This window comes from Variovorax sp. VRV01 (genome assembly GCF_014852545.1).
Lineage (GTDB): Bacteria > Pseudomonadota > Gammaproteobacteria > Burkholderiales > Burkholderiaceae_C > Variovorax > Variovorax beijingensis_A.
This window is the reverse complement of the sequence record NZ_JACVBS010000001.1, coordinates 1-22,007: the sequence shown is the minus strand read 5'-3', so window position 1 is coordinate 22,007 and position 22,007 is coordinate 1. Positions and strand designations below refer to the sequence as shown.

Genomic DNA, 22,007 nt, shown 5'->3' with positions numbered 1-22,007 from the left:
GCGGTCGCCGCGGACCGCGGGCTCAATCAGAAATGGGTCGCATGGCCTTCGTGCGGAAAGCGCTGCGACTCTTCGTACGGGAACACATCCAGCATCTGGCCGGCCCGGATGCGTTCCTTGTGGTGCTGCCAGAAGGCGGCGTCGAGCAGGTCGGCATGGTGCGCCATGAAGGCTTCGCGCACCGCGTCGTTGCCGAGCAGGAAAGGCCCGAAGGTCTCGGGGAACACGTCCTTCGGGCCCACCGAATACCAGACTTCGCCGCTCATCTCGTCTTCCTCGTTGCGCGGCGCGGGCACCTTGCGGAACTGGCAGTCGGTGATGTATTCGATCTCGTCGTAGTCGTAGAAGACCACCTTGCCGCCGCGCGTGACGCCGAAGTTCTTCCACAGCATGTCGCCCGGAAAGATGTTGGCCGCCACCATGTCCTTGATGGCGTTGCCGTACTCGACCACCGCGTGCTCGAGCTGCTCTTTCGCGCGCCTGGCATGCGCCGGGCTCTCCGGATTGGCCAGCGTGTCGAAGGCCTCCTGCAGGAAGATGTTGAGCGGGATCATGCGGCGCTCGATGTAGACGTGCTTGAGCACGAGCTCCATCTCCCCGTTGCCGTCGCGGTCGCCGATCTCGAGCTGGCTGGGGGCGAACTTGCGGATTTCCTCGATCAGCTCGGGCTCGAACCGGTCGAGCGGAAAACCCACGTCGCTGTACTCCAGCGTGTCGGCCATGCGGCCCACGCGGTCGTGCTGCTTCACGAGCATGTACTTGCCCTTGATCTGCTCGCGCGTGGTGTCCTTCTGCGGCGGATAGAAGTCCTTGATGACCTTGAACACGAACGGGAACGACGGCAGGTCGAACACCAGCATGACCATGCCCTTGATGCCGGGCGCAATGCGGAAGCGGTCGCTCGAGTAGTTCAGGTGCGAGAGGAAGTCGCGGTAGAACAGCGTCTTGCCCTGCTTGGCGAGGCCCAGCGCGTTGTAGATTTCGGCGCGCGGCTTGCGCGGCATGAGCGAGCGCAGGAACTGCACGCAGGCCGAGGGCACCTCCATGTCGACCATGAAGTAGGCGCGCGCAAAGCTGAAGAGCATCTGCAGGTCGTCCTCGCCGAAGAGCGCCGCGTCCACGTAGAACTTGCCCTGGCTGTCGTGCAGGATCGGCAGCGAGAACGGGAGCTCGACGAAGCCGTTCATGATCTTGCCCACCACATAGGCGCCCTTGTTGCGGTAGAACAGCCCCGAGAGCACCTGCAGCTGGAAGTTGGCGCGCAGCTTCACCTGGTGGAAGCGCCCCATGATGGCGTGCGCCACGCGCTCGGCGTCGCGCCGCTTGTTGGCAAAGCTGCCCTGCAGGCCGTAGTCGTCCAGCATCTGCTCGATGGTGTCGGCCAGCGTGGCATGCGAAGGGTAGTAGGGCCGGTACGTGGGCGCACCGCGCGGCTCGATGTATTCGGTGCTGATGGCCGGGCGAACGAAGATGAAGTCGTTCTGGAAATAGGCCCGGTGCAGGATCTTCGTGGTCACCGAATTGAAGAAGCTCTCGGCCAGCTCGGGCTGGTGGTGGTCCACCAGCAGGCCGATGAAGTGCAGCTTGACCTGGTGCCACACCTCCATCGGCTGGTCGCCGGCCTTGAATTCCTTCTCGAGCCGGGCCACGGCCTCGTTCACGCGCAAGTCGTAGAACTCGATGCGCTCGCGCTGCGCGCGCTGCTGGCCGTGCCAGTCGGCCGTTTCGAAGCGGTGCTTGGCGCGCGCCGACTCGGCACGGAACAGGGTGTAGTGGCGATTGAACCCGTCGATCATCGCCTTGGCGATGTCGTAGGCCAGCGGTGAATCGAGACGCTGCGGGAACATGGCAGTGCGAGTGCGGATGCTGAACGGCCGGTCAGGCCGCGGCAGGGTCGGCCGCGCCGTCGGCCTCGGGCTGCGGGGACATGGCCTGCGCCTCCTGCACCGACTGGTTCACCTGCGCGCCCTGCAGCGTCAGCGACTGGATCACCTCGCCCGGCTTGCTCCATTTGTAGCGGATGCGCTGCACCGCGGCCTTGTAGACCGCATCGAGCGGCTTCGCGCCGTCGACGTTCAGGCCCAGGTCCTGCAGCAGGCCGTCGTGCACGCCGAAGGTCCAGCCGTGGATCTGCACCTTCTGGCCGCGGCCCCAGGCATCGACCATCACGGTGCTGACGGCCACGTTGACCACCTGCTCGGCCACGTTGAGCTCGCACAGCGCATCGACGCGCACTTCTTCGGGCAGGCTCTCGAGCATCACGCTGTGGCGGTCGCGCACGTCCTGGATGTGGCGGATCCAGTTGTCGGCCAGGCCGATGCGCGCGCCGCTGAGCGCCGCCTTCACGCCGGCGCAGCCGTAGTGGCCCACCACCATGATGTGCTCGACCTTCAGGTGCTCGACCGCGAACTGGATCGCCGAGAGCGCGTTGAGGTCGGAGTGCACCACGATGTTCGCGACGTTGCGGTGCACGAACACCTCGCCCGGCTCCAGGCCGGTGATCTGGTTGGCGGGCACGCGGCTGTCGGAGCAGCCGATCCACATGTAGCGCGGCGTCTGCTGCTTCACCAGGCTGGTGAAGAAGCCGGGCCGGTCGCGTTCCATCTGTGCGGACCAGGCACGGTTGTGGGCAAACAGGTCATCAAGATTGTCGGACATGGGTGTGATTGTCGATGAGTCGTGGTTCGGTCGGGATCTCAGGCCGTCCTGGCCGCTTTCTGCGCCCTGGCCAGGGCCGCGCGGCCCTTTTTCTCGTGCTCGCGCACTTCCGCCAGGTTGGCCTGCAGCTCGGCCAGCTGCGATTCGAGCTGCGCGCGGTGCGCGCCCAGCACGCCAAGGAACTTCTGCAGCTGCGGCACGGTGTCGCGCGGGCTGTCGTACATGTCGAGAATGTCCTTGGCCTCGGTCAGGCTCAGGCCCAGGCGCTTGGCACGCAGCGTGAGCGTGAGCCGGGCCCGGTCGCGCGCGCTGTAGACGCGCTGCAGGCCGGCGCGCTCGGGCGTCAGCAGCCCCATGTCTTCATAGAAGCGGATGGCGCGCGTCGTGAGGTCGAATTCCTTCGCGAGCTGGCTGATGGTGAAGGTTTGCGCGGACATTGGACTGGGATCTGTCGAAAAGCCGTCTGGAGGGGCGTTGCGGTGGCGACAGCAGGATGGCCCCGCTCTGCCTACAATGATGCCCTCAACCCATGACGTTTACGTAAACGTCAATCTTACATGAACCTCCTCGAACGCGAACTCCACTACCCCCTGGGCGACACCCTGCCCGCTCCCGGCGAAGCACTGGAAGTCGCGCCCGGCGTGCGATGGATCCGCATGCGGCTGCCGTTCGCGCTCGACCACATCAACCTCTGGCTGCTGCGCGACAGCCTCGACGGCGTCGAGGGCTGGACCGTGGTCGACTGCTGCATCGCGCACGACGAAGCCCGCGCGCAGTGGGAGCAGGTGTTCGAAACGCAGCTGCAGGGCCTGCCGATCCTGCGCGTGATCGTCACCCACATGCACCCCGACCACATCGGCCTGGCTGAGTGGCTGTGCACGCGCTGGAACGCGCCGCTGTGGATCAGCTCGACCGACTACCACGTGGCGCGCGTGCTGAGCACCGCCGGCGACACGCTGGCGGGCGGCGACGCGGCGGCGCGCTTCTTTGCCTCGCACGGCCTGACCGACCCCGGGGCGATCGCCAAGATCCGCGCGCGCACCAACTACTACGCCAACATGGTGCCCTCCGTGCCCGACCGCTTCACGCGCATGATGGATGGCGACACCGTGGCCATCAACGGCCATGCCTGGCGCTGCATCAGCGGCTACGGCCATGCGCCCGAGCACATCGCGCTGTACTGCGACGAACTGAAGCTGCTGCTGGGCGGCGACATGATGCTGCCGCGCATCTCGACCAACGTGAGCGTGCATGCGGGCGAGCCCGAAGCCAATTCGCTGCGGCTCTTCCTGGACAGCATCGACAAGTTCAAGGCGCTGCCGGCCGACACGCTGGGCCTGCCCTCGCACGGCAAGCCGTTCACGGGCATTCACCGCCGCGTCGACCAGCTGCAGGCGCACCACCGCGACCGCCTGGCCGAACTGCTCGAAGCCTGCACCGCGCGCCCGCTGACCGCGGCCGAGGGCCTGCCGATCCTGTTCAAGCGCGAACTCGACCTGCACCAGATGACCTTCGCGATGGGCGAGACCGTGGCCCACCTGCACCTGCTGTGGTTCGAGGGCCAGGTCCGGCGCGAGCTGGGCGAGGACGGCGTCTACCGCTTCGGACCCCGCAGCGCCACGGCCCGGGCACTTTAGACTCGGCGGATGGACACGCTGGCTGAGCTGCGCGCGGGCCGGCTGGCAGGCGCCACCAGGCTCGACCTCTCGTGCGGACTCACCGAGTTCCCGCGCGAAATATTCGACTTGGCCGATTCGCTCGAGACCCTGAACCTCTCCGGCAATGCGCTCGACGCGCTGCCCGCAGACCTCGGCCGGCTGCATCGCCTGCGCGTGCTGTTCTGCTCCGACAACCGCTTCACGCAGCTGCCCGAATCCATCGGCCAGTGCCGGGCGCTGGAGATGGTCGGGTTCAAGGCCAACCGCATCCGCACCGTGCCTGCCGCCGCGTTGCAGCTGCCGGCGCTGCGCTGGCTGATCCTGACCGACAACCAGATCGAGACGATGCCCGAGGCGCTGGGCCGTTGCACCGCCATGCAGAAGCTCATGCTGGCCGGCAACCGGCTGCGGGCGCTGCCGGAATCGCTGGCGGCCTGCGGCCGGCTCGAACTGCTGCGCATTTCGGCCAACCGCTTCGAGGCGCTGCCCCCATGGCTGCTTGCGCTGCCGCGCCTGTCGTGGCTCGCGGGCGCCGGCAACCCGTTCGACATGCAGGCCGAGGAAGCGGCCATCGCCGCGCGGTCGGTGCCGCACGTCGACTGGCGCGGCCTGGCGCTGGGACAGAAGCTCGGCGAAGGCGCATCGGGGGTCATCCACGAGGCGGTGCTGGGCCCCGCGTCGCAGCCGGTGGCCATCAAGCTGTTCAAGGGCGCGGTCACCAGCGACGGCTGGCCGCACAGCGAGATGGCCGCCAGCATCGCGGCCGGCGCGCATCCGACGCTGATCGCTGCGCAAGGCCGGATCGACGGACATCCGGACGGCACCCAGGGCCTGGTCATGGCGCTGGTGGATCCGTCCTTCCGCACGCTCGCCGGCCCGCCAAGCCTCGCATCCTGCACGCGCGACGTCTATGCGGACGATGCGCAGTGGACCTCCGGCGTGGCGTTGCGCATCGCCCGCGACATCGCGTCCGCCATGCAGCACCTGCATGCGCGCGGCATCCTGCACGGCGACCTCTATGCGCACAACATCCTCTGGAATGCGCAGGGCGGCGGACTGCTCGGCGACTTCGGCGCGGCCTGGATGACGGGCGCGCTCGACGCGGCGCAGGCCCGGGCGCTGCAGCGGCTGGAGATGCGCGCCTTCGGCTGCCTGCTGGAAGAATTGCTCGAGCGCTGCAGCGATGCACCGCCGCAGGCGATGGTTGCGCTGAAGGACCGCTGCATGCAGGCCGATGTGTACGTGCGGCCCTCGTTCGCCGAGGCCGCGGCGCTGCTCGAGCGCGAGCTCTCGCCATGACGGGCCAGCGCCTGCCCCTGCCCACGCGCGACGGCGTCGGCCCGAGTTGCGTCGGCCTTCCGCAAGGCGCATGGCCCACCATCGCCGAGTTCCTGATCGAACGCTTCCCCGCGATCACGCGCGAAGCCTGGATGGCCCGCATGGAGGCCCGCGACGTGGTCGACGAGCACGGCGTGCCCGTCACCGCGCAGCGCCGCTACCAGGCACCCCTGCGCGTGTACTACTACCGCACGCTCGATGCCGAGGTGCGCATTCCCTTCGACGAGCAGGTGCTGTTCCAGGACGACCAGCTCGTGGTGGCGGACAAGCCCCCGTTCCTGCCCGTGACCCCCACCGGCAAGTACCTGCAGGAGAGCCTGCTGGTGCGGCTCAAGCGCAAGCTGAAGCTCGACGACCTGGTGCCGCTGCACCGCATCGACCGCAGCACGGCGGGGCTGGTGCTGTTCTCGGTACGCCCCGAAACGCGCGGCGCCTACCAGGCCATGTTCCCCGAGCGCCGCATCGACAAGCACTACGAGGCCGTGGTGCCGTGGCAGCCGGGCATTTCGTCGGTGCCCGGCACCTACCGCAGCCGGCTGGTGGACGACGACCACTTCATGCGCGTGAAGGAAGAGGCCGGCGAACCCAATTCCGAAACGCGCATCGCCGTGGAACAGACGGCGGGCGGCCACGCCTTGCTCAGGCTCTCGCCGGTGACCGGCCGCAAGCACCAGCTGCGGGTGCACTGCATGGCACTGGGCATGCCGATCGTCAACGATCCGTTCTACCCCACGCTGCTGCCGCCCGACAGCGACGATTTCGACAAGCCTTTGCAGCTGCTGGCCAAGTCGGTGGCCTTCCAGGACCCGGTGAGCGGCGAACTGCGCAGCTTCACGAGCCCGCGCAGCCTGGCACTGCCGCCAAGGTGACGCCCCGCGGGCACGCCGCGCACTAAGCTCGTTTCCTGAGAACTTTCATTCAGGAGACACCTGCACCATGGACACCACCCAACTCTTCTCGCTGAAGGGCCGCAGCGCCTTGATCACCGGCGGCTCGCGCGGCATCGGCCGCATGATTGCCGAGGGCTTCCTGGCCCAGGGCGCGCGCGTGTACATCTCGGCGCGCAAGGCCGCGGCCTGCGACCAGACCGCCAAGGAGCTTTCGGCCTTCGGCCATTGCGTGTCGCTGCCGGCCGACGTGTCCACGCTGGAAGGCGCGCAGGCGCTGGTCGATGCCTATGCAAAGCATGAAGACGCGCTCGACATCCTGGTCAACAACGCCGGCGCAGCCTGGGGCGCACCGTACGACGAGTTTCCCGAGAGCGGCTGGGACAAGGTGGTGGACCTGAACCTGAAGACGCCGTTCTTCTTGACGAAGGCACTGACGCCGATGCTCAAGAAGGCGGCGACCGACCACCTCGCGAAGGTGATCAACATTGCTTCGATCGACGGCATCTCGGTGAATCCGCAGGAGACGTACTCCTACGCGGCGAGCAAGGCCGGCCTGATCCAGCTCACGCGGCGCATGGCGCTGCGGCTCGCGCAGGAGCGGATCGTGGTGAGCGCGATTGCACCCGGGGCGTTTGCCTCGGACATGAACAAGCTGGCGCGCGACCATGGCGACGAGGTGAAGGAGCGGATTCCCGCGGGGCGCATCGGGGTGCCGGAGGACATGGCGGGGGCGGCCATTTATCTCGCCTCCCGGGCGGGGGACTATGTGATGGGGTCTACGTTGGTGGTGGATGGGGGGGTTACGCACGCGCGGTGAGTTTTTGGGTTTTTTGAGGTCGGGGGCCGGGTCTCGCCCCGGCGGGCGAGCTACTTTCTTTTGCTTCGCCAAAAGAAAGTAGCCAAAGAAAAGGCGACCCTACTGTCTGCGTCCCTTCGCTTCGCTGCGGGCAACCTGCGGTGCTCGATTACGGCGGGGGTCCGCAGAACTCGCTTCGCTCAAACAGCTGCGGCCCCGATCCCGCCTCCATCTGCGCTCCTCGGCGCAGCCAGAAGGGGTGGGGAGAAGACAGGCCATCGCTTCGCTCGGCCGAGTCCGATCCCAACAGCCAATACCAACCACCGCAGGCGCTGCGCGCCGCGGTGGCTTGGTGGCCGAGCGAAGCAAAGGCCCGTCGGTTTGCCCTCCCCTCTGGCTGCGCCGAGGAGCGCAGCGTTTCGCGGATCAGGGCTCGCCCTTGTTTGAGCGAAGCGAGTTTGGGCGAGACCCCGCGAAACGCGAGCACCGCAGGTTGCCCGTAGCGAAGCGAAGGGTCGCAGACAGTGGGGTCGCCTTTTCTTTGCTTACTTTCTTTTGGCGAAGCAAAAGAAAGTGAGTCGCCCGCCGGGGCGAGACCCGGCCCCGAAACACAAAAGAAAGCAAGCAATCAAGACCACCGAGGCACAGCCTCATCCTTAAGCTGCTGCCTGAGCAAGTCATAGTCCGGCACCACGCTCTCCACCGTATCCCAGAACCGCTGCGAATGATCCATCACCCGCAGATGCGCCAGTTCGTGCGCCACCACATAGTCGATCACCGGCAGGCGAAAGTGGATCAAGCGCCAGTTCAGCCGGATCGACCCATCCGCGCTCGCGCTCCCCCAGCGCGTTGCGGCATTCGAGAGCGACAGCTTCTGCCACCGCACCCCGAGCCGAGGCGCGAAGTGGTCGAGCCGTTCGATGAAGAGCCGGCGCGCCTGCCGCATGAGCCAGGCCTGGGCGGCATCGCGGATCTGCGAGGCCTCGGCGTTCTGCGCCACGGCCAGGCGCAAAGTGCGCGGCCCGGCGCCGTCATCGCTCGCATCGAGCGTGCCGCCCACGCTTGCAAAGCCGTGCTTCGGATCGAGGCGGATCACGACCGTCTCGCCCATGAACGGAAACTCCGCGCCATCCTTCCAGTCGATGCGCGTGGCCTCGACGCGTGCGTGGCGCTGCTGCGTCTCCAGCAGCTTGCGCAGGATCCAGCCGGCCTTCTCCTGGATGGCGGCGTCGACGTCGCGCAGCGTGACCCAGCGCGGCGCGCGCACCGACAGGCCTTCGGCGCCCACCACGAAGCCGATGGTCTTGCGCTTGCCGCGCTTGAACTCGTAGGCCACGCGCGCCGATCCCAGCACCGCTTCGCGCGTGGCCTGCGGGTGCACGAAGCTCGCGAGCGCAAGCGTGTCGCGCAGCGGAACGGCGGGCTGCGCGGGACCGGCATCCCCGGCCCAGCCTTGCCGCGCATCGGCCACCGGGAGTTGAGGCACGGCCGGCGGCGCCGCTTTTTTCCTGACCTTCTTGCCGCGCGGCTCGCTCGGCTTGGCCGGCGCAAACTCGTTGCCCAGCCCTTCGAACAGGTCCATCGTGAACTGAAGCAGTCCCCGCATCTCGGGCTCTTTCTTTTTTTCTACTTCAACGCCTCTTGCGGCGCCTGCGGCAGCGGCAGGCTGTCGCGGTAGGCCTCGGGGTCGAGCCGGCGCATCTCGGATTCGATCCAGGCCTCGACCTCGCGCATCAGCTCGTCGGGCTTGCGGCCCACGCTGGAAATGGCCGGGCCGATCGACACGTCGACCACACCGGGGCGCTTGATGAACGCCTTGCGCGGCCAGACCTTGGCCGAGGTGACGGCAATGGGAATCACCGGCACGCCGGTCTCGCATGCGAGCCGCGTGCCGCCGCTCTTGTAGGTGCCCTTCTGGCCGCGCGGAATGCGGGTGCCTTCGGGAAACATGATGATCCAGATGCCCTGCGCGAGCAGCTTGCGGCCCTGGTTCACGACCTTGTTGAAGGCTTGCGCGCGCTGGCTGCGGTCGATGTGGATCATGTCGAGCCGCGCCATCGCCCAGCCGAAAAAGGGCACGTAGATCAATTCCTTCTTGAACACGAAGGCCAGCGGATGCGGCATCAGCGTGGGCATCAGGAAGGTCTCGAAGGTCGACTGGTGCTTCACCAGCAGGACCGCGCCGGCCAGCTTGTCGGCGGGCAGGTTTTCCATGCCGGTCACGCGCGTCTGGATGCCCAGCAGCACGCGCGCGCCGCCGATGGCCCAGTTGAGCCACTGCACGGCCATCCAGTAGAGCGGGATGCCGCGCTTCCAGAGCGAACTGACGCACATGATGATGCCCCAGGGCACCACGGTGACGAGCATCCACAGGGCATGGACAACGGAACGGATCAATGCCATCAGACAGCCACCTGCAGTGCGGCCTGCGCTTCGCGCGCAAGCAGGAAGTCGACAAAGGCGGCGAGGTTCTCGTGAACCACGGTGTTCGCCGGATATTCGGGGGGCAGCGGATCGACGCCGCGGCAGGCCGCGCCCATGCCGGTGAGCAGCAGGTGCGGCTCGCAGCCGGCGGCCGCGCCGGCCTGCAGGTCGCGCAGGCTGTCGCCCGCGGTGGGCACGTCCTTCAGGTCGATGCCGTAGCGGTCGGCAATCTGGCGGAACAGGCCCGGCGCGGGCTTGCGGCAATCGCAACCCTCGTCGGGGCTGTGCGGGCAATAGAAGACCGCATCGACCCGCCCGCCCACGGCCGCAAGCATCTTGTGCATCTTGGCGTGCATGGCGTTGAGCGAGGCCATGTCGAACAGGCCCCGGCCCAGGCCCGACTGGTTGGACGCGATCACCACATGCCAGCCCGCATGGTTGAGCCGGGCCACGGCCTCGAGCGCACCGGGCAGCGGCGTCCACTCGATGTCGCTCTTGACGAAGTCTTCGCGGTGCACGTTGATCGTGCCGTTGCGGTCGAGGATGACGAGTTTCATGGAAGTGCCGCCCATGGTGAGGTCGCCGGGGGGATCAGGCAGCCAGCCGCTCGAGCTGCGCCACGCGGTTCATCGCGGCGTGCAGCGACATCAGCAGTCCGAGCCGGTTGAGGCGCAGGTCGGCCTGTTCGGCATTGACCATCACGCCGTCGAAGAAGGCATCGACCGGTTCGCGCAGCGCGGCCAGGGTCTGCAGCGAAGCGGTGTAGTCGCCGGCGTCGAACTGGGCATTGGCGGCTGGCACGACCTCGGCCATGGCGGCATGCAGCGCCTTCTCGGCAGGCTCCTTCAGCAACAGCTCGCTGACGTGCGCGTCGGCTTCGGGCGCCTTCTTGAGGATGTTGCCGATGCGCTTGTTGGCGGCGGCCAGCGCGGCGGCGGCGGGCAGCGCGGCAAAGGCGCGCACCGCCGCCAGCAGCTTGGGCACTTCGCCCAGGCGCTGTGGCCGCGGCGCCAGCACGGCGTCGACTTCCTGGGCGCTGGCGCCCTGCTCGCGCAGGCTGCCGGCCAGGCGGTCGAGGATGAAGTCCTGCAGCTCGGCCGTGGCCTTGCCGGTGTCGAAGCCCTCGATGTCCTTGAACTGCGCGGCGGCGTCCTGCAGCAGCGCGTCGAGCTTCAGCGGCAGGTCTTTTTCGATCAGCATGCGGATCACGCCAAGCGCATGGCGGCGCAGCGCGAAGGGGTCGCGGTCGCCGGTGGGCAGGTTGCCGATGCCGAACATGCCGACCAGCGTCTCGAGCTTGTCGGCCAGCGCGACCACCTGCCCCACGCTGTTGCGCGGCAGCTCGTCGCCGGCAAAGCGCGGCTTGTAGTGGTCTTCGATCGCGTCGGCCACTTCGGCAGAGAGGCCGTCGTGCAGCGCGTAGTAGCGGCCCATGGTGCCCTGCAGCTCCGGGAACTCGCCGACCATGTCGGTCACGAGGTCGGCCTTGGCCAGTTGCGCGGCCTGCACGGCATGCGCGACGAGCGCGGCGCCGCCGAGCTTTTCGGCGATGCCGCGCGCAATGCGCATCACGCGCTCGACGCGCTCGCCCTGGGTGCCGAGCTTGTTGTGGTAGACCACCTTGCCCAGCGACTCGACGCGCGAGGCCAGCGACTTCTTGCGGTCCTGGTCGAAGAAGAACTTGGCGTCGGCCAGGCGCGGGCGCACCACGCGCTCGTTGCCGCCGACCACCGCGCTCGCGTCTTCCGGGCTGATGTTGCTGACCACCAGGAACTTGTTGGTGAGCCGGTTCGAGGCGTCGAGCAGCGGAAAGTACTTCTGGTTGGCCTTCATCGTGAGGATCAGGCACTCCTGCGGCACTTCGAGGAATTCGCGCTCGAAGCTGCAGACCAGCACGTTGGGCCGCTCGACCAGCGCGGTCACTTCGTCGAGCAGCGCGTCGTCGTGGATCGGCACCACGGCGCCGCCGACTTGCACGGCCGCGGCCGCGAGCTGGCGCGCGATCTCGGTGCGGCGCGCTTCGAAGCTCGCGATGACCGCGCCCTCGTCCTGCATCTGCAGCGCATAGCTGTTGGCGTCGCGCAGCACGACCGGATCGACGGCCGCCTCGAAGCGGTGGCCGTGGGTTTCGCGGCCGGCCTTCAGGCCGAGCGCCTCGACCGGCACCACGGCGTCGCCATGCAGCGCCACCAGGCCATGCGCGGGGCGCACGAAGCTCACGCTGCTCCAGCCGGGCAGCTCGCAGCCGCTTTCGAGCTGGTAGCTCATCACCTTGGGAATCGGCAGCTTGGCAATGGCTTCGGCCAACGCCTTCTGCAGGCCTTCGGCCAGCGTTGCGCCCTTGGCGGTGCTTTCGTAGAACAGCGCTTCGGCCTTGCCGTCCATCGCGCGCTTGAGGCCGGGCACGGCCGAGGCGTCTGCGCCCAGCGCGGCCAGGCGCTTGAGCAGCGCGGGCGTGGGCTGGCCCGAGGCGTCGAGCCCCACGGCCACGGGCATGAGCTTTTGCGACACGGCCTTGTCGGCGGCGCGCTCGGCCACGTGCGTGAGGTGCGCAGCCAGGCGGCGCGGCGACGCATAGGCTGTGAGCACCGAGGCGGGCTCGGCAAGCCCCTGGGCCACGAGCTGGTCGCGCAGCACGCCGGCGAAGGCGTCGCCGAGTTTCTTCAGCGCCTTGGGCGGCAGCTCTTCGACGAAGAGTTCGACCAACAGGTTCTTTTGCACGCTCGTCATCGCTCAGGCCGCCTTCTTCGTGATTTGTGCAACCCACTCGCGAGGCGCCATCGGAAAACCGAGCCGCTCGCGGCTCTCGTAATAACTCTGCGCCACGCTGCGCGCGAGGTTGCGGATGCGGCCGATGTAGGCCGCGCGCTCGGTCACGCTGATGGCGCCGCGCGCGTCGAGCAGGTTGAAGCTGTGCGCGGCCTTGAGCACCTGCTCGTAGGCCGGCAGCGCGAGCTGCTCGGTCATGAGGTGCCTGGCCTGCTTCTCGTGCGCCGCGAAGGCGGTGAACAGGAACTCGGCGTCGCTGTGCTCGAAGTTGTAGGTCGACTGCTCGACCTCGTTCTGCTTGTAGACGTCGCCGTAGCTCAGGCCCTCGGTCCAGGTCAGGTTGTAGACGTTGTCCACGCCCTGCAGGTACATGGCCAACCGCTCCAGGCCGTAGGTGATCTCGCCGGTGATCGGCTTGCAGTCGATGCCGCCGACCTGCTGGAAGTAAGTGAACTGCGTCACCTCCATGCCGTTGAGCCAGACTTCCCAGCCCAGTCCCCAGGCGCCGAGCGTCGGGTTCTCCCAGTCGTCTTCCACGAAGCGGATGTCGTTCTTCTTGAGGTCGAAGCCCAGCGCTTCGAGGCTGCCGAGGTAGAGCTCCAGGATGTTGCTGGGCGCCGGCTTGAGCACCACCTGGTACTGGTAGTAGTGCTGCAGGCGGTTGGGGTTCTCGCCGTAGCGGCCGTCCTTGGGACGGCGGCTGGGCTGCACGTAAGCGGCCTTCCAGGGCTCGGGACCGAGCGCGCGCAGGAAGGTGGCGGTGTGCGAAGTGCCCGCCCCCACTTCCATGTCGTAGGGTTGCAGCAGCGCACAGCCCTTGTCGGCCCAGTACGACTGCAGTTTGAGAATGATTTGCTGGAAGGTCAACATGAAGCAGGCCGGCGTGACCGGGCGTTGGACGGTAGCGCGATGAAGCACCGCGAAAGCAGACGATTTTACGGGCGGAGGGCCGCTCTCCCACAGCAAGCCGGGATGCCGGCCGCCTGCGCGGGCCGGCCGGCCGTGCGACAACCGCAGGGCGGGGGCGCGCACCGCGCTTTACCCAGCCGTTCCCACCCTCCCGCGCCCGAACTTTCGCAGCCCGCCGGGCTCTTCCCCTCCTTTTTTCCGGTTTCCATCGACATGCAGCCGTCTCCCCTCGGTCCGAGCTCCCCCTTGTTCGTCGTTCTCAACGCCGGCTCCGGCAGCGCGGACGCCGCCGAAACCCGCGAAATCATCGAGCAGGGCTGCGCCGCGGCGGGCCGCAGGCTGCGCATCTTCCTGGTCGACGAACGCACGACGGTGCAGGCGCTGGCGCGCGAGGCGGTGGAGCGCGCCCGCGCCGTGGACGGCGTGGTGGTGGCCGCGGGCGGCGACGGCACCATCAACACGGTGGCGCGGGCCACGCTCGGCAGCGGGCTGGCCTTCGGCGTGCTGCCGCAGGGCACCTTCAACTATTTCAGCCGCGCCCACGGCATTCCGCGCGATACGGCGCAGGCGCTGCAGGTGCTTTTGGCCGAGCAGCCGCGGCCGGTGCAGGTGGGGCTGGTCAATGACCGCATCTTCCTGGTGAATGCCAGCATGGGCCTGTATGCCGAACTGCTGGAAGAACGCGAGAGCTACAAGGTGCGCTATGGCCGCAGCCGTTGGGTCGCGTTCTTCGCCGGCCTGCTCACCGTGATGCGCGGCCACCGGCACTGGAACCTGCGCATCGCCTCGCACGGGGTGGAGCGCGACATCCGCACGACGACCCTTTTCGTGGGCAACAACCCACTGCAGCTGCTGCAGGTGGGCATCGAGCACGCCGATGCACCCGAGAACGGCCAGCTGGCCGCCGTGGCGCTGAAACCGGTGGGCGTGCTGGCCATGCCCGGCCTGCTGGTGCGCGGCGCGCTCGGCCGGCTGGGCAGCGCCGACGAGGTGCTGAGCTTCCCCTTCGAGTCGATGACGGTGAAGGCCGGCCGCCTGCATCCGCCGCGCCGCGTGAAGGTGGCCATCGACGGCGAGATCGCCTGGGCCGAGATGCCGCTGCTGTTCCGGGTTTCGCCCGAGCCGCTGTGGCTGGTGCGGCCCGACGTCGCGCCCGAGCTGGAGGCCGCGAAGCAATGAGCTGCCTGCTGCAGATCTCCGACACGCATTTCGGCACCGAGCAGCCCGAGGTGATGGCCGCGCTCGAGCGGCTCGCGCGGGCCCTGGCGCCGCAGGTGGTGGTGCTCTCGGGCGACATCACGCAGCGCGCCACGCGCAAGCAGTTCGCGGCGGCGCGCGCCTTCGTCGACCGACTGGCCGCGCCGGCCGTGCTGGCCATTCCGGGCAACCACGACATTCCGCTGTTCCAGCTGGGGGCGCGCCTGTTCTCGCCTTATGCGCGCTACGCCCAAGCCTTCGGCACCGACCTGGAGCCGGTGTTCGAATCCGCCGACTGGCTGGTGGTGGCGGTCAACACCACGCGCTGGTGGCGGCATGCGGACGGCGAAGTCTCGCCGGCCCAGATCGAGCGGGTGGCGGCGCGGCTGGCGGGCGCCTCGCCTTCGCAATTGCGCGTGGTGGTCACGCACCAGCCGGTGATGGTGACGCGGCAGGAAGACATGCCGAACCGGCTGCACGGGCGCGAAGCCGCCGTCGCGCGCTGGTGCGCGGCCGGCGCCGACCTGATCCTGGGCGGCCACATCCACCTGCCGTTCGTGCGTTCGCTGCACGGCGCGTACGCCGGCTGCCCGCGCACCGCATGGGCGGTGCAGGCCGGCACGGCCGTGTCGTCGCGCGTGCGCGCGGGCCACCCCAACTCGGTGAACGTGCTGCGCCTGGGCGCGCCGGAAGATGGCCGCGCGTGCCAGGCCGAGCGCTGGGACCATTCGGCCGCCGACAAGTCCTTCGTGTGCGCCAAGGTTTTGCAGCTTCCCCTTGCCAGCGCCGGGGCGCCCGCTTAGGGTGCGCCGCATGCCGATGGAAGCCCCCGATCTCGTTCTTCTCGCCCGCCAGCTGGGCGAGCATTCACTGGCCTGGTTCGCAGGCGCCTTCGCCGTCTCGGTGCTCGGCGCCGGCACGACCTGCCGGGTGCTGCAGCGGCGGCGCATCAGAAGGTCGTCGAGCGAAGAGCCCGACGAACCGCGGCTGGCCGCCGGGCTGGCCATCGGCTTCCTGTCGATCCTCGGGGCGGCCAGCCTGGTGGCATATCTCGCATCGAAGCTCGGCGACGGGCGCCTGCTGGGCCTGGCCGACCAGGCGCTGGCCGATGCCATCGGCGAGCACCTGCCGTGGGCGGCGCTGGTGGCTTTCAGCTGGCTCACGCACCTGGGCGATGCCGAACTGCTGGCGCCGGTGTGCCTGGTGGTGGCCCTGCTGCTGTGGCGCAAGGCCCACCATGGCCTGGCACTGGGCTGGGTCATGGCGCTCGGCGGCATCGTGCTGCTGAACCCGGCTCTCAAACGCATCTTCGCGCGTGCGCGGCCGCTGCACGACCACGGCCTGGCGCTGGAGACGAGCTACAGCTTCCCGAGCGGCCACAGCGCGGGCGCGATTGTGAGCTACGGCATGCTGTTGTATTTGGCCCTGCGCCTGCTGCCGGCGCGCTGGCACGTGCCGGCGGCGATGGCGGCCGCGGCGGCCATCGTCACCATCGCGTGCAGCCGCATCTTCCTGCAGGTGCATTTCGCCAGCGACGTGGCGGCCGGCCTGCTGACCGGCCTCGCCTGGCTGCTCGTGTGCGTGAGCAGCCTCGAATACGCGCGGCACCGAAAGCGCCGGCGCGTCCGCCCCTGAGAAGCATCGATCGAGGAAGTCTTCGCCAGGAACACCGTGGAACCGGCTTTGCCGGGCCGCCGGTGTTGCCCCCTCGAGGGGGAAGCGGCTACACGAAGTGAGCCGCATCGGGGGTGGGTCAAGAACACCGTGGAACCGGCTTTGCCGGGCCGCCGGTGTTGCCCCCTCGAGGGGGAGGCGGCTACACGAAGTGAGCCGCATCGGGGGTGCGTCAATACTCCCAGAAGATGCGCTGGAGTTCCTTGGTGTCGGAGGTCTTGGTCAAGGCCACCATCGCCAGGATGCGCGCCTTCTGCGGACGCAGGTCGTGCGCCACCACCCAGTCGTACTTGTCGTCGGGCTGCTCGGCATTGCGGATCACGAAGCCGTCGGGCACGCGCGAGCTGCGGATGATGATTGCGCCGTCGGTGCGCGCCTTCTGCAGGTTGGGCACGATCCGGTTGGCCACCGAGCCGTTGCCCGTGCCGCCATGGATGATCGCCTTCACGCCGCTCTTGGCCAGTGCGTCGATGGCGATGGACGAAACGCCCTCGTAGCCCATCGCAATCTCCACCGGCGGCAGCGCATTGATGCTGTCGATGTCGAACTCCGAGTTCATGGTGTGGCGCTTGACCGGCGCGCGGAACCAGTAGTTCTTGCCCTCGACCACCATGCCGAGCGGGCCCCACTGGCTCGAGAAGGCACTGGTCTTGATGTTGACGTTCTTGCTCACGTCGCGGCCGCTGTCGATGTTGTCGTTCATCGTCACGAGCACGCCCTTGCCCGCCGCGTCCTTGCTGCCGGCCACGCTCACGGCGTCGTACAGGTTGAGCGCGCCGTCGGCCGACAGGGCCGTGCCCGGGCGCATCGAGCCGACCACGACGATCGGCTTGCTGGTGTGCACGGTGAGCGTCAGGAAGTAGGCGGTTTCTTCCAGCGTGTCGGTGCCGTGGGTGATGACGATGCCGTCGACGTCCGCCTGCTTCGACAGCGCCGAGACGCGCTTGGCGAGCGTCAGCAGGTTGTCGTTGGTGAGGCTTTCGGAAGCGACCTGGAACACCTGCTCGCCGCGCACGTTGGCGATCTTGGAGAGCTCGGGCAGGCCGGCGATCAGCTTTTCGACGCCGACCTTGGCCGCCGCGTAGGTGGCGCTGTTGACGGCCGAGGCACCGGCACCCGCAATGGTGCCGCCGGTGGCCAGGATCACCACATTGGGCAGCGCCTGCTGGGCTTGCGCCAGGGCGCTGGCTGCGAGCAGCGCGGCGCCGGCCGCGAAGGCGCGGAAACGGGGGGAAAGGTACATGAAGGAACTCCTTTGTTGGAACGCGAATTTCTGGAAGCGGCGAGAAGATACATGAACCGTGCCCGCATGCCCTGCGCTTCCATGCCGGCATGGCATGCGGCCATGCGCCAAGGATTACCATCGCCGGGCGCACCGCCGCAAAACCCGCCATCCCATGAACGCCGATCCCGCCGCCCTGTCCCCAAGCACCGCCCAGGAAATGCCCGCCCCCGACGGCCCGCTGTCGCGCGCGCGGCCGGGGCGCGAGCGCATCATGGCGGCGATCCGCACCGCGGCCGTGGCCGAGTTCAGCCTGCATGGCCTGAAGGGCACCTCCACCCAGGCCATCGCCGCGCGCGCCGGCCTCACCAAGCCCCAGCTGCACTACTACATCGCCGGCAAGGAAGAGCTCTACGAGGAGCTGCTGATGCAGGTGCTGCATGCCTGGAAGGTGGTGTTCTCGTTCGAGGACGCCAGCGACCCGGCCACCGTGCTGGGCGACTACATCCGCAAGAAGCTCGACCACGCCTTCGACAATCCCGAGATCTCGCGCATCTTCACGCGCGAAGTGCTCGACGGCGGCCGCAACCTCGACCGCTACTGGCCCAACGCGCAGGCCTGGACGCAGAAAAAGGTCGACATCATCAACGGCTGGATCGCGCGCGGGCAGATGCGCCCGCTCGATGCGCGCCTGCTGCTGATGCACATCTGGGCCATGACCCAGAGCTACGCCGACTACGCGATCCAGACGCGCGTGATGCTCGGCCTGCCGCCCGATGCGCCGATCGACCGCGAGCCGATTGCGCGCGAGCTCGTGGCCTTCGTGCTGGCCGGCTGCGGCATCGGCAGCCCGGCCTCGCCGCAGGCCTTCATCAGATCATGCTGACCCGGCCGGTCGCCAGGTCGTAGATTCCGCCGACGATCTTGACCGCGCCGCTGGAGGCCATGCCCCCGAGGACGGGCGCCGACGTGGCCAGGCGCGCCACGCTCTGGCGCACGTTCTGCTCGGTGGCCGCTTGCAGCAGCGAGGCGGGCTCGCGGCGCGACGCGGCCTCCACGGCGGGCCGGATCGACGCCACCAGCCCGGGCAGGTGCCCCGGCAGCACGGCGTTTTCCTGCAGCACCTTGATGGTGGCCGAGATGGCGCCGCAGTTGCTGTGGCCGAGCACCATGATGAGCGGCACGTCGAGGAACTTGGCCGCGTATTCCATGCTGGCGATGGCATCGTCGTTGACGAAGTTGCCGGCCAGCCGCACCACGAAGAGATCGCCCGGGCCCTGGTCGAAGGCCAGTTCCGGCGCCACGCGCGAATCCGCGCAGGCGAGGATCGCGGCGAACGGCTTCTGGCCCGAGGTGCGCGCCACGCGGCCGACACTGAAATCGCGCTGCGTCTGCCGGCCCTGCGCATAGCGCAGATTGCCCTGCACCAACCGCTGGAGCGCGGCATCGCCGCCGATGCGGTTGTCGGGCAGCGGCGTGTCGGCCGCGAATGCATCGGCGCCGGACGCCAGGGCGGCGAAAGCGGCCGCGCCGCCCAGCAGCCGGCGGCGCGAGGTTGCCGGCACCGCGGCGGAAGGTAGGCAATCACACATGGGGAACTCCGTTCTTGGTGGGTGTTGAGCTCGCCGGTCGCCCGGCAGGAAGGCCGGGGCTTTCGCACAGGCGCACGAATTGTTACGCTCTGTATCGAGAACAACAAAGTCCAAACATTGCATGGATTTCCTGCCGCCGCCCGAGCTGGCGATTCCGATCTCCTACGAGGCCCGCGCCAACGCCGTGGCGCTCTATTGCGATGCGATCGTGCGCATGCACTGGGGCGAACGGCTCATCAACAAGATCTTCGGCCGCGCCATGCAGTCGCACGCCGCGGGCCGCATCGTGGTGCAGCACTACCGCTGGAAGGAAGAAGGCGCCGAGCGCCCCACGCTGGCGCTGCTGCAGCGCCACGCGAGCCGCGGCACGCGCACGCTGGCCAGCTTTGTCGCCGTGCTGCGGCTCACGGGCATGGTGACGGCCGAGGCCGATCCCGCCGACCGCCGCGTGCGCTACCTGGTGCCGCAGGAGCGGCTGGTTGCCGGCCTGCGCGCCTGGATCGCGCACCACCTGCGCTGCTGCGAGGCGCTCGGCCTGCTGGGCGCCGGCCATGCCGGCAGGCTCATGGACGACGACGCCTTTTTCTCGGCCTTCGTGAGCCGCGCCGGCACCATCCTGGACCAGGTGGCGCTGCACCGCGGCCGCTTCGGCGGCTGGAGCTGGTTCGACGAGCGCGACGGGGGCGGCCGGGTCGCGATGCTGCTGCTGCGCGACCATTTCAAGGCCAACCCGGTGGCAGGCTCGCCCCCGGCGGCCTTCCCGCTGCGCGCCCGCGAACTCGCCGAGGGACTGGGCTTGTCGCACTCGCACGTGCGCGGCCTGCTGAAGGAGGCGACGGAGGCGGGCCACCTGGCGCATGACGCGGGGCGCGCGCAGGTGCGGCTCACGCCGCGCTTCCTGGACGAAGCGACGAGCTGGCTGCTGCACTTCCTGTCGTGGTTCGCCGATGCCGCGCATGCGGCGCGGCGGGCCGGCTGAGGCCGCACCCGGCCCTTTTTCAGGCCGCGCCCGCTTCCCAGGCGCGGCCCGCCGGGTCGGCCAGCGCGAGCCGCATGCTCTCGATGAAGCGGCGCAGCCGCGCAGGCTGGAAGCGCGACGGCGGATAGATCAGGTACACCGGCAGCGGCGCCACATGCCATTGCGGCACGAGCTGCACCAGCCGGCCGGCGGCAATGTCCTCGTTCAGGAGCCAGGCCGAGCCCGCGCAGGCGCCCAGGCCCATGCGGGCCGCGCTTTGCAGCGCATAGAGGCTGTCGGTGCTCATGCGCGGGCGGATCGGCACCCGCGCGATCTCGCCGCTCGGCCGGTGCGTGAGCAGCACCTCGTTGCGATAGAAGGTGCGCAGTGCGAGCCACGGCAGTTCGGCCAGCTCCGACGCATGCGCGGGCGGCGCCCGTCCGGCCAGCACCGAGGGCGCGGCGACCACCACGCGCGGCACTTCGGACAGCTTGATGGCCACCGCCATGGTGTCGGTCACTTCGCCGACCTGGATGGCGCAGTCGACGCCTTCGGCAATGAAGTCGGGCCGGCGGTCGTTCAGCAGCCATTCGACGGCCACCCGCGGATAGGCGCGAAGGTAGTCGGCCAGCGGCCCGACCAGCATCAGCTGGCCCATTGCATGCGGCACCACCACGCGCAGCGTGCCCTCGGGCTCGTCGCCTACGCCGCGCAGGTCGGCCTCGAAGGCGTGCCAGTCGGCGAGCAGCTCCCGGGCGCGCTCGTAGCAGCGCTCGCCGTCCTCGGTGAGCTTCATGGCGTGCGTGGACCGGCGCAGCAGCCGCACGCCCAGCGAGCGCTCCAGTGCCTGAAGGCGGCGGCTCACGGTGGGCTGCGTCGCACCCATCTGGAGCGCGGCGGCCGAGAGGCTGCCGGCCTCGACGATGTGGACGAAGGTCTGCATCAGCTCGATGCGGTCGGCGGCGGGGGAGGGAGTCGGCATGGCCTTCTTTATGCGTGTAGCGTATGTACATTGTGCGATCCGCGGAGCTACCAAGCCAAGCTTCTCAGATGCACATTTCAACCCTCGCTCGATATTCAAGGGTTAACACCATGTCTTCCATTCAGATCACGCATGCAGCGACGGGCGCTGCGCCCGAGGGACGCGGCCTGCCGGCCTCGCTGGTCCTGCTGCTGGCCATGGGCGCGGGCCTGTCGGCGGCCTCGCTCTACTACGCCCAGCCGATGCTCGGCGTGCTGGGCGCCGACATCGGCGCCTCCCCCCGCTCGGTGGGACTCGTTCCCACGCTCACGCAGCTGGGCTACGCGCTCGGCATCCTGCTGCTGGCGCCGCTGGGCGACCGCTTCGACCGGCGCCGCATCGTGCTGGCCAAGGCGGCCGCGCTGTGCGCCGCGCTGCTGGTGGCCGGCGCCGCGCCGTCGATCGGCGTGCTGCTCGCGGCCAGCCTGGCCATCGGCCTGGCGGCCACGATGGCGCAGGACATCGTGCCCGCGGCCGCCACACTGGCGCCCGAGGCCACGCGCGGCAACACGGTCGGCACGGTGATGACGGGGCTGCTGCTGGGCATCCTGCTGTCGCGCGTGGTGAGCGGCTTCGTGGCCGAGCACTTCGGCTGGCGCGCGATGTTCATCGCGGCCGCGGCCAGCATCGCGCTCATCGGCGCGGCCGCCTGGCGCGGGCTGCCGCGCTTCCGGCCGACCACGCACCTGGCCTATGCCGCGCTGCTGGGCTCGCTGGGCACGCTGTGGTCGCGCCACGGCGCACTGCGCCGCGCCGCGCTGGCCCAGGCGCTGCTGGCGGTGGGATTCAGCGCCTTCTGGTCGACGCTGGCCGTGATGCTGCACGGCGCGCCTTTCCATCTGGGCAGCGCGGCCGCGGGCGCCTTCGGCCTGGCCGGCGCGGCCGGCGCGCTGGCGGCGCC

At 68.8% G+C, this 22,007-nt stretch carries 21 protein-coding genes; 10 read left to right on the top strand and 11 right to left on the bottom strand.

Annotated features, from left to right (window positions below):
- Positions 1 to 26 precede the first annotated feature (26 nt).
- Genes aceK through IB278_RS00095 form a run of 3 tightly spaced genes read right to left on the bottom strand, consistent with a single transcriptional unit; the run spans position 27 to position 3,095 of the window.
- On the bottom strand, positions 27 to 1,847 hold the full coding sequence (gene aceK, locus IB278_RS00105) for a bifunctional isocitrate dehydrogenase kinase/phosphatase (protein ID WP_192322340.1): 1,821 nt from the start codon (positions 1,845 to 1,847) through the stop codon (positions 27 to 29).
- 31 nt (positions 1,848 to 1,878) lie between these two features.
- Positions 1,879 to 2,658, bottom strand: coding sequence for a carbonate dehydratase (can, locus tag IB278_RS00100; RefSeq protein WP_145739922.1), 780 nt, complete (start codon positions 2,656 to 2,658; stop codon positions 1,879 to 1,881).
- A 38-nt stretch (positions 2,659 to 2,696) separates the two neighbouring features.
- Positions 2,697 to 3,095 carry a MerR family transcriptional regulator gene (locus tag IB278_RS00095; RefSeq protein WP_145739920.1) on the bottom strand — a complete coding sequence of 133 codons (399 nt, stop codon included), beginning with the start codon at positions 3,093 to 3,095 and terminating at the stop codon, positions 2,697 to 2,699.
- A gap of 120 nt (positions 3,096 to 3,215) precedes the next feature.
- Between IB278_RS00095 and IB278_RS00090 the strand changes: the two genes are divergently transcribed.
- The 4 genes from IB278_RS00090 (at position 3,216) to IB278_RS00075 (ending at position 7,361) form a co-directional block, all read left to right on the top strand.
- Positions 3,216 to 4,295 (top strand): MBL fold metallo-hydrolase, encoded by a 1,080-nt coding sequence (locus IB278_RS00090; protein WP_192322339.1) that lies wholly within the window; start codon positions 3,216 to 3,218, stop codon positions 4,293 to 4,295.
- 9 nt (positions 4,296 to 4,304) lie between these two features.
- The gene (locus IB278_RS00085) at positions 4,305 to 5,615 is read left to right on the top strand and encodes a leucine-rich repeat-containing protein kinase family protein (protein ID WP_192322338.1); all 1,311 of its coding nucleotides are present in this window, start codon (positions 4,305 to 4,307) and stop codon (positions 5,613 to 5,615) included.
- Positions 5,612 to 6,523, top strand: a complete 912-nt coding sequence (locus IB278_RS00080; RefSeq protein ID WP_192322337.1) for a pseudouridine synthase — start codon at positions 5,612 to 5,614, stop codon at positions 6,521 to 6,523. The genes IB278_RS00085 and IB278_RS00080 overlap by 4 nt, the downstream gene beginning before the upstream one ends.
- A gap of 67 nt (positions 6,524 to 6,590) precedes the next feature.
- Positions 6,591 to 7,361, top strand: a complete 771-nt coding sequence (locus IB278_RS00075; protein ID WP_192322336.1) for an SDR family oxidoreductase — start codon at positions 6,591 to 6,593, stop codon at positions 7,359 to 7,361.
- A gap of 607 nt (positions 7,362 to 7,968) precedes the next feature.
- On the opposite strand, the gene IB278_RS00070 is transcribed toward IB278_RS00075, so the two are convergent.
- From IB278_RS00070 to glyQ, 5 genes are read right to left on the bottom strand one after another with little or no spacing between them, the layout of a single operon-like run.
- Positions 7,969 to 8,922, bottom strand: a complete 954-nt coding sequence (locus IB278_RS00070) for a M48 family metallopeptidase (RefSeq protein ID WP_192322629.1) — start codon at positions 8,920 to 8,922, stop codon at positions 7,969 to 7,971.
- A 44-nt stretch (positions 8,923 to 8,966) separates the two neighbouring features.
- Positions 8,967 to 9,743: a lysophospholipid acyltransferase family protein gene (locus tag IB278_RS00065; protein ID WP_145739911.1), complete on the bottom strand. Its 777-nt coding sequence runs from the start codon at positions 9,741 to 9,743 to the stop codon at positions 8,967 to 8,969.
- Complete coding sequence (gene gmhB, locus IB278_RS00060) at positions 9,743 to 10,336, bottom strand: D-glycero-beta-D-manno-heptose 1,7-bisphosphate 7-phosphatase (protein ID WP_192322335.1); 594 nt, start codon at positions 10,334 to 10,336, stop codon at positions 9,743 to 9,745. Before gmhB ends, IB278_RS00065 begins: the two co-directional genes overlap by 1 nt.
- A 19-nt stretch (positions 10,337 to 10,355) precedes the next feature.
- Positions 10,356 to 12,494, bottom strand: coding sequence for a glycine--tRNA ligase subunit beta (glyS, locus tag IB278_RS00055; protein WP_145739907.1), 2,139 nt, complete (start codon positions 12,492 to 12,494; stop codon positions 10,356 to 10,358).
- Between the two features lie 3 nt (positions 12,495 to 12,497).
- Positions 12,498 to 13,403 (bottom strand): glycine--tRNA ligase subunit alpha, encoded by a 906-nt coding sequence (gene glyQ / locus IB278_RS00050; protein ID WP_021012613.1) that lies wholly within the window; start codon positions 13,401 to 13,403, stop codon positions 12,498 to 12,500.
- Between the two features lie 252 nt (positions 13,404 to 13,655).
- Here glyQ and IB278_RS00045 point away from each other — a divergent pair, with 252 nt between their 5' ends.
- The 3 genes from IB278_RS00045 to IB278_RS00035 are packed head-to-tail and all read left to right on the top strand — an operon-like array spanning position 13,656 to position 16,274.
- On the top strand, positions 13,656 to 14,621 hold the full coding sequence (locus IB278_RS00045) for a diacylglycerol/lipid kinase family protein (RefSeq protein ID WP_145739905.1): 966 nt from the start codon (positions 13,656 to 13,658) through the stop codon (positions 14,619 to 14,621).
- Positions 14,618 to 15,442 (top strand): metallophosphoesterase family protein, encoded by an 825-nt coding sequence (locus IB278_RS00040; protein WP_145739904.1) that lies wholly within the window; start codon positions 14,618 to 14,620, stop codon positions 15,440 to 15,442. Before IB278_RS00045 ends, IB278_RS00040 begins: the two co-directional genes overlap by 4 nt.
- A 10-nt stretch (positions 15,443 to 15,452) precedes the next feature.
- Positions 15,453 to 16,274 carry a phosphatase PAP2 family protein gene (locus IB278_RS00035; RefSeq protein ID WP_192322334.1) on the top strand — a complete coding sequence of 274 codons (822 nt, stop codon included), beginning with the start codon at positions 15,453 to 15,455 and terminating at the stop codon, positions 16,272 to 16,274.
- 211 nt (positions 16,275 to 16,485) lie between these two features.
- On the opposite strand, the gene IB278_RS00030 is transcribed toward IB278_RS00035, so the two are convergent.
- A complete protein-coding gene (locus IB278_RS00030) occupies positions 16,486 to 17,556 on the bottom strand; it encodes an asparaginase (RefSeq protein WP_145739900.1) in 1,071 nt (356 codons plus the stop codon).
- A gap of 154 nt (positions 17,557 to 17,710) precedes the next feature.
- Between IB278_RS00030 and IB278_RS00025 the strand changes: the two genes are divergently transcribed.
- Positions 17,711 to 18,421: a TetR family transcriptional regulator C-terminal domain-containing protein gene (locus IB278_RS00025; RefSeq protein WP_186454105.1), complete on the top strand. Its 711-nt coding sequence runs from the start codon at positions 17,711 to 17,713 to the stop codon at positions 18,419 to 18,421.
- On the opposite strand, the gene IB278_RS00020 is transcribed toward IB278_RS00025, so the two are convergent.
- Positions 18,408 to 19,127: a carbonic anhydrase gene (locus tag IB278_RS00020; RefSeq protein WP_145739898.1), complete on the bottom strand. Its 720-nt coding sequence runs from the start codon at positions 19,125 to 19,127 to the stop codon at positions 18,408 to 18,410. The two genes, IB278_RS00025 and IB278_RS00020, sit on opposite strands and share 14 nt — an antisense overlap.
- A gap of 121 nt (positions 19,128 to 19,248) precedes the next feature.
- Between IB278_RS00020 and IB278_RS00015 the strand changes: the two genes are divergently transcribed.
- The gene (locus IB278_RS00015) at positions 19,249 to 20,106 is read left to right on the top strand and encodes a hypothetical protein (protein ID WP_145739896.1); all 858 of its coding nucleotides are present in this window, start codon (positions 19,249 to 19,251) and stop codon (positions 20,104 to 20,106) included.
- Between the two features lie 19 nt (positions 20,107 to 20,125).
- Here IB278_RS00015 and IB278_RS00010 read toward each other — a convergent pair whose 3' ends face one another.
- Positions 20,126 to 21,067: a LysR family transcriptional regulator gene (locus tag IB278_RS00010; protein WP_145739895.1), complete on the bottom strand. Its 942-nt coding sequence runs from the start codon at positions 21,065 to 21,067 to the stop codon at positions 20,126 to 20,128.
- A 110-nt stretch (positions 21,068 to 21,177) separates the two neighbouring features.
- Between IB278_RS00010 and IB278_RS00005 the strand changes: the two genes are divergently transcribed.
- Positions 21,178 to 22,007, top strand: an 830-nt coding sequence (locus IB278_RS00005; protein WP_192322333.1) for an MFS transporter, incomplete at its 3' end; no start/stop codon positions are given.